Source organism: Tenacibaculum aquaeponti (genome assembly GCF_052084715.1).
Taxonomy (GTDB): domain Bacteria; phylum Bacteroidota; class Bacteroidia; order Flavobacteriales; family Flavobacteriaceae; genus Polaribacter.
The window spans coordinates 1,363,843-1,381,556 of the sequence record NZ_CP197288.1 but is presented as its reverse complement, the minus strand read 5'-3'; the positions used below and the strand labels follow the sequence as shown (position 1 = coordinate 1,381,556).

The window sequence follows — 17,714 nt, the reverse complement described above, 5'->3', positions numbered from 1 at the left end:
ATTCATCCTTTTTTATTTACTTATTAAATATCCTTTTATACCAAGGTTTTTTTGTATCATCTACGTTTCCATATCCGTATCCATAACCATATCCATAACCATATCCATAACCTCTAGTCATATCGGTATCATTTAATACAATAGCCATATTAGGTAATTTTTCTTCTTTATATAAAGTGTCAGGTACAGTTAGTAGTCTTTTATCTAGATAGTTAGCTCTTGTTATGTACAAGAAAACATTAGCGTGTTTGGCAATTAAAAGTGTATCTGTTACTAAGTTTACAGGAGCTGTATCTACCAATACATAATCGTAATCCGTTGTTAATTCATCAAATAATTCTTGAACTCTACCAGACATTAATAATTCGGCAGGATTAGGAGGGATAACACCAGAGGCAATAATGTCTAAATCTTTTAATTCTGGAACTCTAAATTTTAAATCGTTTAAAGTAATGTTATTATTTGTTATATAGTTGGTTACACCTTTTCTATCAGGGATTCCTAAATATTCAGTTACCTTAGGAGCACGAAGATCCATACCCACGAGAACTACTTTTTTACCAGATAAAGCTAAAGTGGAAGCAAGATTAATTGAAATAAAAGATTTTCCTTCTCCACTTGTAGTAGAAGTAACAAATATTGTCTTTCCTTTTTCAGATTTAGTATTAGATAACATAAAATCTAAGTTAGTTCTAATCAATCTAAATGCTTCAGCAGTGCTAGATCTAGCATCAGAATTAACTATAATTTTTTGTCCAGTTTCATTATGAGGAACATCTCCAATGAAAGGAACTGAAGTAAGCTCTTGAATATCTCTTTTAGTATGCACTTTGGTATCTAAAAGATCTCTCAAGTAAATTATAATAAAAGGTACAATGACTCCAAGTAATAATGCAGCTAAAAAGATAATCTTCTTTTTAGGAGAAACAGGAATATCAGAACCATATGCTTTATCTATTATTTTTGCATTATCTACAGTAACAGCTAGTGAAATTGCTGTTTCTTCTCTCTTGCGTAATAAATAAGAATATAAAGTTGCAATAATCTCTTGTTGTCTAGCTATATCTAAAAACTTTCTTTCCTTAACAGGGATAGACGATATTTTAGAGCCCATAATTTGAGCTTCCCTATTTAAATTATCTAGTTTAAATTGTACAGCTTTTTCTTGATTAATTAACCCTATTTTTATTGATTTTCTTAAGTCATCAATATTACGCTGAATCTCTACTACAGCTAAGTTTTTTAACCCTGCACTTTTTAATAGGTTGTTTTTTCTTAATAATAGTTGGTTGTATTCATTAATAGCTTTTCCAATATTAATGTCTTGTAAACCTAGGTTAGGAGGTAATGTTCCTTCGCTTTTTTCAAGCTCTTTTTGAAGAGATTTAATAATGTTTAATTCAACATTAGATTGTATTATTTTCTGACGATTATTAGTACTTGATTCTAAAACTAACTTTGCTTCAGATTCAATATTCGTAACGTTATAATCTTTTTTAAAATCTTTTACCTTATCTTCAACAATAGCTAATTCTTTACCAACTTCATCTAAACGTTCATCTATAAACTCAACAGTTTTTGTAGAAACTTCTGTTTTATCTTTTATAGCATCTAAATTGTATTGACTTACAATAGCGTTTAAAATATCTTCTGCTTTTTGAAGAACTGCTGATTGTAATGAAAGCTTAAGAACACTAGAGTTTTTGTTAATTGGAGAAATTGAAACACTTTTTATAAGCTGATCTATAATTTTATCTTTTGGATATAATACAATTACGATTTTTTTATTGATGTGTTCTTCTTCAAAAAAAGAGGTTTTGGAAATAGAAAAATCTCCTAATTCTTCAATTTTAAATGTTTCATTAAAATTTAAATTGTCATGAGTTAAATCATTCTTTCTGTCGTAAATCTGAAAAGAATCTTTAGATTTTAATTTGATAAAAAATGAAGTTGTTTTTTCAATTTTATCGAAAAATAGACTATCAGTAACAGATAAAGTAATCGGGGTATTTTTATATGTCTCAGAATTTTTAACTCTACCTTCAGAAATATATTTAGTTGTTAAATTCAATTTGTTAACAACATCACCTAAGATTTTACGAGATTTTAAAATTTCAATTTCGTTATCAGGATTATTACTTGAGCCACCACCTATAATACCTAAATCTTCGAAAGCAGCTAATTCAGCTGAGATTCCAGACTTTTTATTGTCTTTTATCATTATAGTTGTACTAGCCGAATACTTTGGTGTAGAATATCTTAAATATAAAAAGGCAAAAGTAATACTAAGAATAGTACCTATAACAAACCATTTCCAATGGATTAAATATTTTTCAATTTCAGCACGTATATTTATAGTTTCATGATCATTAATTTCATGAGTGTTTACATTTATATTACTACTCATTTTCTAGAATCTTGTTATAAGTGTTATTAATGATATTACTATAGATCCTACAGAAACCATTAGCCCTGTGTTTCTGTTGAATGCGGCGTCTTGTGAAGAAGCTTTATTTTGATCTACATAAACTAGATCATTTTGTTGTAAATAATAAACAGGAGAAGTAAAAATATCATTAGATCTGATATCAATATCAAATTGTAATTTTTTACCATTAATTTCTCTAAATACTTTTATAGTATTTCTTTTTCCTGTAATATTTAAATCACCTGCTAATCCTATCGCTTCAAGAATAGTAATTCTTTCATTTGGAATAGTGTAAGTGCCAGGTCTTCTTACATCTCCTAATACAGTTACACTATAATTAGCTATTCTTATGTTTATTGTTGGGTTTTTTACATAGTCAGGATCCAGTTTTTCCTTTAACATTTTAATTACTTCATCTCGAGTTAGTCCTCCTATTTTTAATTTACCAATTACAGGAAAATCAATATAACCATTATTGTCTATAAGATATGTTTGTTGTTGAGGGGTACCTATTGCTCTATTTGTTGTAGTTGCAAAGTTAACAGCAGGTAAATTAAAAGTTTTTACAGATTCAAAATCAAGAGCAGAAACTGTTATTTGAAGTAAATCATCAGGCTTAAATATAGTTTTGTATGAGTTTGAAACTTTATTTTGATCTATTTGATCGTTTTGAAAATAAGTAATATCTTTTTTAGAGACACAAGATGTTAATGTAACACTTAAAAAAAGTATAAAAAAAACAACTTTATAAGCTTTTTGCATTTGTCAAATTTTTTGGCGAAAGTAATAAAATTAATTTAAAATCTTTTTATCTAGTTTTTCATAGATAGAATTATTAGATTTAAATTCAGGTACAATCTCTTTAATTAATTTTACAGATTTATTGTTTTCATATTTAATATTTTCCACACAAAGATTTTCTATTTTCTTTTTAACGTCGTTAACATTTAAATCTTGTGTTTTGGCAATCATAATTTTTTCATGATAGGTTGGTGTTGTGTTTTCACCATTTGCTAATAATTCTTCATAAAGTTTTTCACCAGGTCTTAATCCAGTTATTTTAATGTCAATGTCCTCTGGATACTTCAATCCAGATAAATGAATCATTCTTTTAGCAATATCAAATATTTTTACAGATTTACCCATGTCAAAAATATAAATTTCACCACCTTCACCCATTGTTCCAGCTTCAATTACTAACTGACAAGCTTCAGGAATTGTCATGAAGTAACGAGTTATATCTTTATGAGTAACAGTCAAAGGGCCACCGTTTTCTATTTGTTTTTTAAATAAAGGAATTACTGAGCCATTAGATCCTAACACATTTCCAAAACGTGTAGTAGTAAATTTAGTTGTTTTACTAGTGTTACTCAAGCAACTAATATACATTTCAGCAACTCTTTTTGTCGCTCCCATTACATTTGTTGGATTTACAGCTTTATCTGTAGATACCATAACAAATCTATCTACACCATATTTTATTGATAAGTCTGCTATGTTTTTTGTGCCCTTAATATTTATTTTAATAGCTTCATAAGGACTATCTTCCATTAAAGGAACATGTTTGTATGCTGCTGCATGATATACTTTATCGGGTTTAAATTCCTTAAATACAGCTTCCATTCTTACATGATCCCTTACATCTGCAACAATAGAGGTAAAGTTTTTAATTCCGGTTCTTAATAGTTCTTGTTGAATTTCATATAATGGAGATTCTGCTTGATCGATAAGAACTAAATGTTTATGATTATATTTACAAATCTGTCTAGATATTTCACTACCTATTGAACCAGCAGCTCCAGTTACCAATATAACTTTATCGTTAACATCTCTTTTAACTATTGGATTGTCAATAGAAATAGGTTTTCTATCTAACAAATCTTCAATCTTTACTTGCTTAATTTGATTTGCTTCGAAGTCACCTCCAATCCACTTAGCAAATGGTGGAACAATTTTAGGTTTTACATTGAGTTGTAAAAGTTTATCTGTAAGATATAGAAGTCTCTCAGATTTTATATTTTGAATAGAAAAGATAATTTCGTGGATTTCTTTATCGTCAACAAATTTCTTAGTTATTTGAGATCTACTGTAAATTTTTACTCTATCTATTTTTTTTCCAACTTTGTTTTTATCATCATCGATAAAACCTACAACTTCATAGTTGTTTCTTGTATCTCTATTAAGTGCTCCATATGTAATTAAACCAGAATCTCCAGCACCATATATCATTACATTAGTAATATCTTTTAATTCGGAAGATATAATTTCATAAAAAGCTTTGAAGATAAATCTACAAACTACAAGTACAAAAATTGTGATAAAATAATGAATTAAAACAATAGTTTTAGGTATTGTAAACCATGGGAAAAACTTAAAAACATTATTTGTTGCAACAAAAAAGACTATTCCCATAGAAGCTATTGTGACCCCTATAAAAACATTAAAAGCATCTCTGGTTCCTGTATGTCTTATTATTCCTTTATTGGATCCAACCAACCAAAAGCTAATCAATGAAATTAAAGAAACAAAAGGTATTTGATAGGTTAAATTAGATACATTAAAATCTAAAGATGCAAATCTTATAGTGTACGCCAATATAAAAGATAAGGCAACTAAAATAGTATCTATAAAAAGCACAACCCAATGTGAAGCATGCTTGTTAAGAGCTTTTAAAAGAAAATTTCTAATCATCGATCTAGAATGAATTCGAGTAAAGATACAATTAATTAAATAATATCAGAATCAGATATTAAATTCTCTTCATCTGTTGTTTTAACATCTGAATTTGTTCTTTAAGCATTCCGTGTTTATCTAATTTTTTAGCTTCGTTCATTAAAACAGTTGCTTCCCTTTTTCTTCTTTTAGACATCGCAATACTTGCCAATTGTAATTTAGCCATAGCCATATCATGATCCATAGATAATCCAAGTTTTACAGCTTTTTTTAAGAATTTCTCGGCCTGAGTTAAATTCGTTTGGGAAAGCATAGTACCATGTAGATAATTATAATAACCTTGTTGTTTTAAAGTAAGTGCAGTTTCTGGTTTTTTTATGTATGCCAACCACTTTTTAGCACCGTCAAAATCTTGAGTTCTTAACTTTAAAAAAGCAAGTAGAATAAATTCATTTTTGAAATAAAATAAGATGAAAATTCCTGTTAAAAGTAAGATTGAAATTCCATTTCCGATATGACCTTGAGTAAATTCATATACAGCCCAAGCAAAAGTTATTACGGCTAGAGCTAATTTTATATTCTTATTAAACATATTAATTCTTTCTTATTTTGCGACAAATGTACATTTTTCCTAACATAAAAAGGGATTACTTCTTAGAAAACTTTTTGTTTCTAAGCCATGCTATAATAGTTATAAAAATAAGTACAAAAGTATAAATATATGCTTCTTTAGGAGTTACTACTCTATCACCGCTAGCATAAGAGTGTAACCCTGATAAATAAAAGTTAACACCAAAGAAAGTCATCATAATAGATAAATAAGATAAAGCAGACATAAAATTGAAGGCTATTTTCCCTCTAAGTCCTGGTATTAAACGCATGTGTAAGACAAAAGCACAAACCATTATGGAGATTAAAGCCCAAGTTTCCTTAGGATCCCAACCCCAATAACGCCCCCAACTTTCATTAGCCCACATACCGCCTAAGAAATTTCCAACAGTAAGCATTACTACACCAACAGTTAAAGACATTTCATTAATTATAGTAACTTCTTTAACATTCTGATCTATTTTTTTATAATTTTTATTGTTTTTAAATATTAATAATATTAATGCTAAAACACCTAAAATCATACTCAAAGAGAAGGGACCGTAACTAGCAACAATAATAGAAACATGTACTAAAACCCACCAAGAATTCAAAACAGGCTGCAAGTTGGCTATTTCTGGATCTATCCAATATTGATTTGCAAAAGCAAGTATTATGGCTGAAACAAATGTAGCAGCACCAATTGTTAGTGATGATTTTCTACCTAAAGTTAAACCAAATAACATTGTTGCCCATGCAACATAAATTACACTTTCATATGCATTACTCCAAGGTGCATGACCTGAAATATACCATCTAATAATTAATCCTGAAGTTTGAATTAGAAATAATCCAATTATAGAGTAAATTAAAATCTTTGATATTAGCTTGAATATTTTCTTGGTATAAAAGATTTGAAGAATTACAAATAGAATTAAAAGTACACTTACTAAGCCATAATATTTAGCAAGTTTTGGGAATATTTTAGCTTTATTGTAAAGAATTTCGGTATTTATTTTTCTTTCCGAAGGCAGTACTTCGCTACCGTATTTCTTTTGGAATTTTTTTATGCCATCTAATACCTTTCCTGCTTCTTCATAATTTTTAGATTGTTTTGCTTCCTGAAGTAATTGTAAGTAAACAGGTAAAGATTGTTTTACAAAAACAGAGTCTGTACCCTTAAAAGGTACTTGAAAAGTTTCAGGTTGAGATACCCATTTGTTATTTTCGTCGTTAGGAATAGGGTAAATTTTTAAAATTCCTCCACCAATTGCTTGGTTTAAAAGCCACAAACGTTTTTCAATTTTAATAACATCTTGCTCAAACTTATTTTGAATTTTTTTCTTTTGAGCTTGATCTATTAATTTATTGATTTTTGAGTTTCCTTTTGTGTCATAAAAATCAATAAAACGAGCATGAGTTGCACTTTTAGGTAAGCCTAATACTTCTCTAATTTTATAATTCCCTTTTTCAAGGTATATAAATGGAACTTGAAACCAGAATCTTGGATATTCTGTCATTGAAAGTAATATCTGACTTGGAGTCATGCCTTTGAAGTTTTCTGCATGAGATACTTTTCTTACTAATTCTGAAGCGAAAGTATGTGCAGGTTTCATTCTACCTCCAGCATCTTGAATTACTAATTTACTGAATTCATCTGCATGTTTGCCGTCTACAATATTAACTTGAAGAAGACTATCTATTTTTTCTTCAGATAAGAGATTTTTATGAGTTTCGTGTTGACCAAAAGTTAATCCAAAAGAAAATAAAATAGGAAACAAAACTATAGTTCTTTTTTCTTGAACTTTTTTTAATTGCTTTTTTAAGCTGTCAAATCGTGTGTGTTTTGAGAATAGCATAGAAATCAAACCAATATATAAAAGAGAATATCCTAAGTAAGTAACAAATGTTCCCCAGAAATCATGGTTTACAGAAAGGTGAGTTTGTTCAATGGCTTCTCCTTCATTTCTATAACTTGCTTGAAAGAATTTATAGCCTCTATAATCTAAAATGTGATTCATGTAAATTCTGTAATCAAAAGTATCTTCATTGTCAATCACTGTAACTTCACTTGCAAAAGATGATGCGCTTTCAGAGCCTGGATACTTCTCTAATTGAAAATCGTTAAGTTTAACCTTAAATGGTGTTTGTAGTAATTTAGCTCCGTACCAAGCTCTAATATTTAAACCTCCAATGGTTAAATCTTTTTTATTACTTGTATTAAATTGTCCTCCGGTAAATTCAACTTGTTGAGTTTCTCCATTGCATGAAATATCGAAAACTACAGTGTCGAATTTTTTATCATCTTTTTTTCCTCTAATAATTTTCATCTCACCTTTTTCTGCAGGACGAGGAACTACGAATTGTAATCCTTCTATAGTGTTTAAAGTTAAAAATTGGAAATTTTGTACACTATCTTTAACAATTTGTCCACGTTTTTGATCAGCCATTCGTAGCCAGTTCCCGTCTGCTTTAGACAAGATTTTTAAATTATCTCCTTCATAAAAAAAGTTGATATTGGCATTTTTATTTGGAGCATCAAAACCAACTAAAATATTGTGAATATTTTGAATAGTTCCTCTTTTGATGTAATGTTCATGACGACTACCACTAGAACTTTCTACAAAGAATAAATGTTCTACTCCATTTTCATCTAAAACTAATTTTTTCTCAGACCAAGGAATATAATCAACGAGTTTAAAGTTAACTTCATTAGCTGGTTTACTCTTATCTGGTTGAAATTTAAAAGTGAAATCTTTGCTGTTTTTACCCCAAGCTGATAATAATAATTTTTCGTCATATGTTTTTTGAGAGGTATTATCATCAATGGTAGCATTTAGATAATTTACATCTGACAAGAAAATGTTGGTAGATTCTCCTTCATCAATAATCATCATTCCTTCATACCCGATATATCTTGTAATTCCAGCTCCAATTATTATGAATAAGAAAGCAATGTGAAACATAAAAACGGTCCATTTTTCTTTTCTTAATAATTTATATCTGAAAATATTTCCAAAGAAATTAATGATAAAGAACAACATAATAACCTCAAACCACCAGGTGTTGTATACTAGTTTTTTTGCTGTTTGAGTTCCAAAGTCGTTTTCTATAAATGTAGCAATCCCCATTGCGGCTGCAAAAACAAAAAATAAGACAGCCATTAAACGAGTAGAATATAATATATTTAAGATTTTCTTCATTGTAAGTTGCGTAGATAAAACTGCGCAAAGTTACGGAAAGTTATAGGAATTAGCTTGTAAGCTGATGTGATTTTTAATGTTTAGAATTAGTTAAAATTATAACAATTTAAAGTCCAATTTTTTCACCCATTTTGACAAAGGTTTCAATCTGATTTTTAGTGTTTTCTAAAATATCATGATCAATTTGAATTTTATCTTTATCAACTAAGATTACAATTGTAGATCCACCAAAAGCAAAATACCCCATTTCATCACCTTTGTTAACAGGAGTGTTTGCTGTGTAAGTTTCTAAAATACTTCCTACCATTGTAGCTCCAACAGGAGCTAATAAAATATCACCTTTATCTTCAGTTTTTAAAATACAATACTCACGTTTGTTTTCGCAAAATACAGTTGTAAAGTTAGATGCTAAGGCGTAAGGTGAAACAGACAAATAATCTCCTTTTATTTTTATTGAAGAAGATGGAATTCCTTCATACGGAAAATGATATCTGTGATAATCATTTGGAGCTAATCGTAAAATTAATAAAGAAGCATTTTTATATTTTTCTGCTAATGCTTTGTTATTTAAAAATTCATTTAAAGTAAATTTTCTTCCTTTAACGAAAAAGTTGTGTACATCTTCGATATTCTCAAATGCTAATAATTTTCCATCACCAGGAGATATGAATCCGTTTTCTATAGGTCTAGCTTCAGGTTTTAATTCACGATAGAAAAAGTCGTTAAAAGATGTGAACTCATCAATAGATTTTTTAGCTTCAGAAATATCAATATTTAGATCGGAAATAAAACCTTCTATTTTTTTTGTAGAAGACTTTTTATTCATTTTTCTTCCGTACCATTCAGATAAAAACTTACGTTTTACTAAAGGAAGAAATAACATTTTTCCAAATGGATTGTTATATAAAAGTTTTAAAAAACCTTCTCCAGGAGGAGTTTCGATTTCTGTTTTGCCTGTTTTTCTATTGATGAATTTTATTTGCATGATTATTCTTCTACGCTATCAATTAAAATTTCTAACATGTCAATTGCAGCTTGTGCAATTTTTGTTCCTGGTCCGAAAACTCCAACAGCACCAGCATCGAATAAAAATTGATAATCTTGAGCAGGAATTACACCGCCAACAATTACCATAATATCTTCACGACCATAATTTTTTAATTCTCCAATTACTTGAGGAACTAATGTTTTGTGTCCCGCAGCTAATGATGAGATTCCTAGAATATGAACATCATTCTCAATAGCTTGTTTGGCAGCTTCTTTTGGTGTTTGGAAAAGTGGTCCAACATCTACATCAAATCCTAAGTCAGCATAACCAGTAGCAACAACTTTTGCGCCACGATCATGACCATCTTGTCCTAATTTAGCGATCATTATTCTTGGTCTTCTACCTTCAAGTTCAGCAAAATTATCGGCTAATTCACTAGCTTTTTTGAATAACGAATCGTCTTTTATTTCTTTACTATACACGCCAGATATGGTTTTATGTACTGCTTTATGTCTACCAAAAATAGATTCTAAAGCATCTGAAATTTCGCCTAATGTAGCTCTTTTTCTAGCAGCTTTAACAGCTAAGTCTAATAAATTTCCGTTACCAGTTTCTGCACATTTTGTTAAATCTGCAAGACATTGATCAACTTCAGCTTGATTTCTTTTTGCTTTCAAATCGTCTAAACGATCAATTTGAGATTTACGAACGGCTTCGTTGTCTACCTCTAAAATATGTAAAGGATCTTCTTGTTCTAGTTGATATTTATTCATACCAACAATCACATCCTGACCGCTATCAATTCGAGCTTGTTTAATTGCTGCAGCTTCTTCAATTCTCATTTTAGGAATTCCTTTTTCGATAGCTTTGGTCATTCCTCCTAATTCATCAACTTCTTGAATTAATTTCCAAGCTTTGTTAGTTATTTCTTCAGTAAGTTGTTCTAGGTGATAACTTCCAGCCCAAGGATCAACAGTTTTTGTAATATAAGTTTCTTGTTGTAAATAAATCTGAGTATTTCTTGCTATACGAGCAGAGAAATCTGTAGGTAATGCAATCGCTTCGTCTAGAGCATTGGTGTGTAAACTTTGTGTTCCTCCAAAAGCAGCAGCCATTGCTTCAATTGCAGTTCTCGCTACGTTATTAAAAGGATCTTGTTCTGTTAAACTCCAACCACTTGTTTGACAGTGTGTTCTTAATGCTAAAGATTTTGGATTCTTAGGGTTAAATTGTTTTACCAATTTAGCCCACAACATTCTACCAGCACGCATTTTTGCGATTTCAGTAAAATGATTCATTCCAATAGCCCAGAAAAAAGATAATCTTGGAGCAAAAGCGTCAATATCCATTCCAGCAGCTAAACCAGTCTTAATATATTCCAATCCATCAGCTAATGTGTAAGCTAATTCAATTTCAGGAGTTGCTCCGGCTTCTTGCATATGATAACCAGAAATAGAAATTGAATTGAATTTTGGCATATTATTACTAGTATATTCGAAAATATCTGCAATAATTTTCATTGAAGGAGTAGGAGGGTAGATATAAGTATTTCTAACCATGAACTCCTTTAAAATATCATTTTGAATAGTTCCTGCTAATTGTTCTGGTTTCACACCTTGTTCTTCAGCAGCAATAATATAAAAAGCAAGAATAGGTAATACGGCTCCGTTCATTGTCATAGAAACCGACATTTTATCTAGAGGTATTTGATCAAATAATACCTTCATGTCTTCAACAGAATCTATGGCAACACCAGCTTTTCCAACATCACCTTGAACTCTTTCGTGATCTGAATCGTAACCTCTGTGTGTTGCTAAATCGAAAGCTACAGATAAACCTTTTTGTCCTGCTGCTAAGTTTCTTCTATAAAAAGCATTACTTTCTTCAGCAGTAGAAAAACCTGCATATTGACGAATAGTCCAAGGTCTTCTAACATACATCGTAGAATATGGTCCTCGTAAATTCGGAGCAATACCAGCTACAAACTTTTCATGTTCGAAACTCTTTTTTTCAGAAGTTGAACTGTTATCTATTTTTATATTGGAAATATCTTTTCTACTCATAAGTTACATGTGAGTTTAGGTAAGCGTAATATAATTGAAAAGCTATAAAGGTTTTTATAGCTAGGTTTTTGTAATCTTCTTCTTTTAAATTTAATAAAGCAGATGCTGTTATTTGAGGTGAGTAACCTGAAGTTTCTCTAAAGGAGGTAATTAAATCAGTCAAATCTTTATTGTTTGCTTCAGTCATTATTTTTTCAGAAAAAGAGTCAAAATAATTTATAACTAATATGTCGTTCCTTTTTTCTTGTTCCTTGAACCACTTTAAAGTAGTTGGACTCATTTTATTTATAGTTTCAGAGTCAAGCTCTGATAAACTTTTAAATCCTTGTCGAGTTCTATTTTCTTTTTCTTTTATCCAAATATAGTCTATTAATATTCGGTGTGAATTTAAAAGTAGTTTGATAGATTTTTTAGTAACAAAAGTGCTGTCGATTGTTTTCTTTTGCTTTGAATCTTGAGTTATAAAATGAAAGTTATTATTTAAAGCAATTATATATTTTTTAAATGCATTGTGAGCATGATTTTTATCTATTCGGTATTTTTTACAAATAATATCTTCAAAATGATCAACCATGTTATCTATTAAACGACTTTTTCTGGAAGAGAATGAATCTCTTTTAGGATTGATTATTTGTGAGTAAGTTATTTGAGTAATAAATACAAAAAATAATATATGTAAGAATTTACTCATCTTCTAATCGTTGTTGCTCAAGTTTTTCTGCTAATCGTTTTTGAATGATTGGCTGGATTAAAGTTTTTTCTGAACGTTTTTTTACAAACGGAAACAATTCTAAATCATTTTTCATTTGATCTTTGTCGTTCTGGATTTTATTAGTTCCTAATAAAACTAGATCTCCGTTGTCAAAAAGCTCTTGTTCTTTTTGAGCTGATTCTTCTATTTTTCTTTGAATTACACCTTCTTTTAACTGTTTTAAAAATCCACCACCTTGTTCAATTAATTTGAAAATTTCTAAAGCGTTTTCAGCTAATTGCTCAGTGATAGCTTCAATATAATAACTTCCGTCAGCAAAATGTTGTGCATCTTCAAATCCACTTTCTTCTTTTAGTATTAAAAGTTGATTTCTAGAAATTCGTTCACCAAATTCATTTGACTTGTGAAAAATTTCATCATAAGCAATATTAGAGATAGTATTTGCTCCACCAAGAACAGCACTCATACTTTCTGAAGTTGTCCTTAACATATTTACATTATAATCGTATAATGTTTTATTACGAAGTGAAGGTTGAGTGAAAATGTGGGTTTCAGTACTTTCAACGCCATATTCTTTTAACAACGAACTCCACAAAATACGGAAAGCTCTAAGTTTAGAAATTTCAAAAAAGTAATTGCTTCCTAAAGAAAAATTGAAATGAATTTTATTTGTAATTCCGCTTCCGAAATGATTTAAGTATTCGTTAGCATGTGCTAATGCATATGCTAATTGTTGAGTGCAATTTGCACCAGCATTTTGATAAATTGATGCGTTTACAGCAATACTGTTATTTATAGAGCTTAGTTTTTCTAACTGTTTATGATCTGATTGTAGGTTAGAAAACCAGTTTCCGGTTTTTGCTAAATTTCCAATAATGTCATTATTGTAATAAACGTTTTGATTTTTAATGAAATTGGATATTTTTTTTGTGAAAAGAGCATCAATAAAATTAAATTTGAAATAAATTTTCACATTAGAACTTAACTCAAGTTTATTTAGTAATTTTTTAATGTCAAATTCAGAATTTACAATAAACTCAATAGCGTTAGCTCCCCTTTTTAGTGCGTCTAAAGCTAGTTTGTTGGCAATGTTTACATCATCAATAAAAATGGTTTCACAAATAGAAAAATTTGTAGTTGGAAGTTTTATTTTTTGATGAGTTTGATCTTCTTTAGTATAAAAAGGTTTAACAGTTATCCCTTCGTTAGTGTACCAAAGTAGAGTTTCATTATAGTCAAGCCCTTTTAAATCTACATGTATTTTTTGTTTCCAAGCTTTTTCAGAAACTCCTTCAAATTCATCAAATAAAAACTTATCCATTATTTTTTTATAGTATCAAATTCAATTATATAAATATCTTCGTTTTTCTTTTTCATTAAATATTTTTCTCTAGCAAATCTTTCGAGCTCAATCGAGTCTTGAAGTTTTTTTATAGTTTCTTTATCTTTTGCAATTTTTTTCTCGTGATATTCTATCCATGTTTCTAGTTCTTTTATTTCGTTGTTAAACTCTTTGTGTCTTAGATAAGAGTTTTCGTCGAAAAAAAGCATCCAACCTACAAATAAAGTAAGTATTAAAGTATAGGTTATTCCTATGGTAATACCTAGTGTTTTTATTTTTTTGTTGAATTTCATGTTATAAACGTTCGCTAATTACGGTTCTTACAATATCGATAGCTACAGTGTTGTATCTATCATTAGGTATAATAATATCAGCGTAAGTTTTAGTTGGTTCAATAAACTCTTGATGCATAGGTTTTAAGGTGTCTTGGTAGCGAGATAATACTTCGTTAATATCTCTGCCTCTTTCTGTAATGTCTCTACGAACTCTTCTTATTAAGCGTTCATCAGCATCTGCGTGTACAAATATTTTAATATCACATAAATCACGAAGGGCTTTATTGTTAAAAATTAAAATGCCTTCAACAATAATGACTTTACGTGGGTGTGTTTTAATTGTGTCTTTAGTTCTGTTATGTGTTACAAATGAATATACAGGTTGTTCAATAACTTTGTTGTCTTTTAGCTCAGTTAAGTGGTTAACCAATAATTCGAAATCGATAGCTCTTGGGTGATCAAAATTAATTTTTGATCGCTGGTCATAGGTTAAGTTATCTGTAGCGTTGTAATAAGAGTCTTGAGAAATTACACAAACTTCATCAGGTGGTAACTCGTTAATTATTTGGTTTACTACAGTAGTTTTTCCACTTCCTGTTCCTCCAGCAATTCCTATGATAAAAATGTTTTTCATTTGTAGTTAAAAATATAAGCAAATTTAGAAAAAATAGGGCATAAAAAAAGACATCTTTTAAGATGTCTTTTTAATTCTGAGCCGATAGAGGGACTCGAACCCACGACCTGCTGATTACAAATCAGCTGCTCTAGCCAGCTGAGCTATATCGGCTGTTGCCTTTAAAAGCGTGGCAAATATATAACGTTTTTTGAAACTGACAAACTTTTTTTAAAAAAATTATTTTCTCTCTGATTTTGGAAGAATTTTAAAAGAAATAACGGGGATGTCTACATGATTTACGATGTCTTCAGTAATACTGTGATCGAAGATTTGAGAGAAACTACTTCTACCATGTGTAGTCATAATTATAATATCTGCATCGTAACTCTTTGCGTAGTTGATAATTCCGCTTTCAATAGTGTAGTCTGAAATGTAAGCGACATCTTCTAAATAATCGGAATTATTATTTGCTTTATCTAAGAATTTTTTAACTGTAGTTCTCATTTCTGAAGAGCTAGAAAAAGATTTACCGGGTGTATTCACATAAATCATTTTTGTTTTTAAACCAATAAAGTCACAAAATTGTTTAATTCTTTTGTACGGGCCTATTGAGTCTTCTGTGAAATCACAAGCAAAAATAGCCTTCTTAAATCCTTTGTCTATAGGTTCGTCTTTGATTACTAAAACAGGAACATTAGAATGCCTTATTACTTTTTGGGCGTTAGAACCAATTATAAGTTCTTTAAACCCTGTAGCACCTTTTGACCCCATCATTACTAAATCTATCTTTTCTTCTTTGTAAAGATTGTTTAATTCAGCAAATACTTTATAGTGTTTTAATATAGGAGTTACTTTAATACCATCTAAGTAATCTTTATCTAGAAATTCATTAAACTTGTTTTCAGCTAGTTTGAGATAGAGTACTGTTTCTTTTGTGGTGTTTGAATTATTCATCATTGCAGTAGATAATTCTAACATATGCACAGCTACTATTTCATAATTGAAAGTTTTACCATAATAAGCGGCTGTTTTTAATGCATTCTCAGATTGGATAGAAAAATCTACGGGGACTAATATTCTTTTCATAAAATATGGGTTTGAAGTTGCATCCATTAAATTACAAAAAAAAAGTGGTTTCCAATTATTTTGTTGAGGTAAAAAGTTGGTTTTCTGTAGTTGTATAGTTTTTTTAAAAGGATGAAATGCTTTTGTAGTTTCGTTAAAAGGGAAAAACTAGTGTTATTTTAAACCGATTAAATAAAATATTTTTTTTGATGATTATAAATGAGAGCAACTAATGGTTTTTAACCATTTATGAACTATTTTTAGATTAAAAGAATAAAAAATGTAACGTTTTTAAAAAATTACAGTTCTTCCTATCAAACAACTAACTAACATTATTTTAAAAATTTGGATTCATTATCAGATAGTGCATTAATGCTGAAAGTAAAATCAGGTGAAAGTCATACGTTGGGACTTCTATATGAGCGTTATAAAAAACGATTGTTTGGTTTTTTCTTTCAGATGAGTAAAGATACTAGTTTATGTGAAGATTTAGTACAAAACGTATTTATACGAGTTATTAAATATAAACACACATATACAGAGGAAAGTAATTTTTTATCATGGATTTTTAAAATCGCAAGAAATGTGTATTACGATCATTTCAAAGGGAAAAACAAAAATAAAACCTATCATATAGAAGAACAATATGATGTTTGTTCTTTCGAAAATGCGGAAAATACAATAGAGGAGACAGAAAGAATAATGCTTTTAAAGAAAGCGATAAATCAATTACCTGAAGCAAAAAAAGAGTTAATTATTCTAAGTAAAATGAAAGAATTGAAATATAAAGAGTTGGGAGAAATCATAGGATGTTCTGAAGGTAATGCTAGAATTAGAGTTCATAGGGCATTACATGATTTAAAAAAGATTTATTTAACATTAGACAAGAGATAGTATGGGAAATTTAGATGTTAAAGCAAAGATGATAGATTACTTGTCAGGTAATTTATCTGAAACAGAAGAAAGAAGTTTTGAAATACAATTGGAGAAAGATCCAGTTTTAAAAGAAGAATTTTTAGAAATGAGTTTTTTCTGGGAAGCAGAAAATATAGAAATTCCAGAACCTACTATGGAAATGGATAGAAAGTTTTATGAAATGCTGAATGAAGAAGTAAAGGAAGAACAAAAAGATTCATCATTAGTACGATTTGTAAAACGTATAGAAGTATTACCATTTAGAAAAGTGTTTTATGCATTTGGTATTTTAACTATTGGTTTCTTTTTAGGAAAAGAAATGAATAATGTAAAAGAAATACATATTCCTGAGGAGGTAAGAGTAGCTCAAAAAGAAACAGAACAAGTACGATCTCAGTTGGTATTGACATTATTAGATCAACCTTCTGCAAATCAAAGATTACAGGCTGTTAATGAGGTGAGTAAATTAAATGAAGTAACAGAGACAATTATAAAGGCATTATTCGCAACGTTAAATAATGATGAAAATGTAAATGTTCGTTTATCAGCAATAGAATCTTTAAAAAAATACACAGACATGCCTATTGTAAGAGAAGGATTGGTTGCTTCGATAGTACATCAGAAATCACCATTAGTACAAATAGAATTAGCAGATGTGATGGTTTTATTACAGGAGAAAGAAGCCGTAAAACCATTTAAAGAATTAATAGATCAAGAAGGAATAAATTCTAGCGCAAAACAAAAAATAGAAGAAAGTATATCTAATATATACTAAAAGAATTTGATGTAAATGGCAAATCCTAGGTCGCTTTTTACAGAGATACACATAGTCATTCATCAAAACCA

General features: G+C 29.4%; 14 protein-coding genes and 1 tRNA gene. 2 read left to right on the top strand and 13 right to left on the bottom strand.

Annotation, left to right across the window (positions count from 1 at the left end):
- Positions 1 to 16: 16 nt before the first annotated feature.
- From ACSIGC_RS05970 to ACSIGC_RS05910, 13 genes are all read right to left on the bottom strand, one after another.
- On the bottom strand, positions 17 to 2,407 hold the full coding sequence (locus ACSIGC_RS05970) for a GumC family protein (RefSeq protein ID WP_442267235.1): 2,391 nt from the start codon (positions 2,405 to 2,407) through the stop codon (positions 17 to 19).
- A 3-nt stretch (positions 2,408 to 2,410) separates the two neighbouring features.
- Entirely contained in the window at positions 2,411 to 3,190 is a 780-nt protein-coding gene (locus ACSIGC_RS05965) for a polysaccharide biosynthesis/export family protein (protein WP_442267234.1), read from the bottom strand.
- Positions 3,191 to 3,220: 30 nt separating this feature from the next.
- Positions 3,221 to 5,119 (bottom strand): polysaccharide biosynthesis protein, encoded by a 1,899-nt coding sequence (locus tag ACSIGC_RS05960; RefSeq protein WP_442267233.1) that lies wholly within the window; start codon positions 5,117 to 5,119, stop codon positions 3,221 to 3,223.
- Between the two features lie 58 nt (positions 5,120 to 5,177).
- Entirely contained in the window at positions 5,178 to 5,693 is a 516-nt protein-coding gene (locus ACSIGC_RS05955) for a DUF2892 domain-containing protein (RefSeq protein ID WP_442267232.1), read from the bottom strand.
- A gap of 55 nt (positions 5,694 to 5,748) precedes the next feature.
- Entirely contained in the window at positions 5,749 to 8,892 is a 3,144-nt protein-coding gene (gene ccsA / locus ACSIGC_RS05950; RefSeq protein WP_442267231.1) for a cytochrome c biogenesis protein CcsA, read from the bottom strand.
- Between the two features lie 106 nt (positions 8,893 to 8,998).
- Complete coding sequence (locus ACSIGC_RS05945; RefSeq protein WP_442267230.1) at positions 8,999 to 9,877, bottom strand: phosphatidylserine decarboxylase; 879 nt, start codon at positions 9,875 to 9,877, stop codon at positions 8,999 to 9,001.
- A gap of 2 nt (positions 9,878 to 9,879) precedes the next feature.
- Positions 9,880 to 11,943: a methylmalonyl-CoA mutase gene (gene scpA, locus ACSIGC_RS05940; RefSeq protein WP_442267229.1), complete on the bottom strand. Its 2,064-nt coding sequence runs from the start codon at positions 11,941 to 11,943 to the stop codon at positions 9,880 to 9,882.
- On the bottom strand, positions 11,936 to 12,634 hold the full coding sequence (locus tag ACSIGC_RS05935; RefSeq protein WP_299714562.1) for a hypothetical protein: 699 nt from the start codon (positions 12,632 to 12,634) through the stop codon (positions 11,936 to 11,938). Before ACSIGC_RS05935 ends, scpA begins: the two co-directional genes overlap by 8 nt.
- Positions 12,627 to 13,976: a methylmalonyl-CoA mutase subunit beta gene (locus ACSIGC_RS05930; protein WP_442267228.1), complete on the bottom strand. Its 1,350-nt coding sequence runs from the start codon at positions 13,974 to 13,976 to the stop codon at positions 12,627 to 12,629. The genes ACSIGC_RS05935 and ACSIGC_RS05930 overlap by 8 nt, the downstream gene beginning before the upstream one ends.
- Positions 13,976 to 14,290, bottom strand: a complete 315-nt coding sequence (locus ACSIGC_RS05925) for an FtsB family cell division protein (protein WP_442267227.1) — start codon at positions 14,288 to 14,290, stop codon at positions 13,976 to 13,978. Before ACSIGC_RS05925 ends, ACSIGC_RS05930 begins: the two co-directional genes overlap by 1 nt.
- A 1-nt stretch (position 14,291) precedes the next feature.
- Positions 14,292 to 14,897, bottom strand: coding sequence for a uridine kinase (udk, locus tag ACSIGC_RS05920; RefSeq protein ID WP_442267746.1), 606 nt, complete (start codon positions 14,895 to 14,897; stop codon positions 14,292 to 14,294).
- An 88-nt stretch (positions 14,898 to 14,985) separates the two neighbouring features.
- Positions 14,986 to 15,059, bottom strand: a tRNA-Thr gene (locus tag ACSIGC_RS05915).
- 66 nt (positions 15,060 to 15,125) lie between these two features.
- A complete protein-coding gene (locus ACSIGC_RS05910; protein WP_442267226.1) occupies positions 15,126 to 15,974 on the bottom strand; it encodes a universal stress protein in 849 nt (282 codons plus the stop codon).
- 324 nt (positions 15,975 to 16,298) lie between these two features.
- Here ACSIGC_RS05910 and ACSIGC_RS05905 point away from each other — a divergent pair, with 324 nt between their 5' ends.
- Both ACSIGC_RS05905 and ACSIGC_RS05900 read left to right on the top strand, forming a co-directional pair.
- A complete protein-coding gene (locus ACSIGC_RS05905; RefSeq protein WP_442267225.1) occupies positions 16,299 to 16,847 on the top strand; it encodes an RNA polymerase sigma factor in 549 nt (182 codons plus the stop codon).
- A gap of 1 nt (position 16,848) precedes the next feature.
- Positions 16,849 to 17,643 (top strand): HEAT repeat domain-containing protein, encoded by a 795-nt coding sequence (locus tag ACSIGC_RS05900; RefSeq protein ID WP_442267224.1) that lies wholly within the window; start codon positions 16,849 to 16,851, stop codon positions 17,641 to 17,643.
- Positions 17,644 to 17,714: the final 71 nt, after the last annotated feature.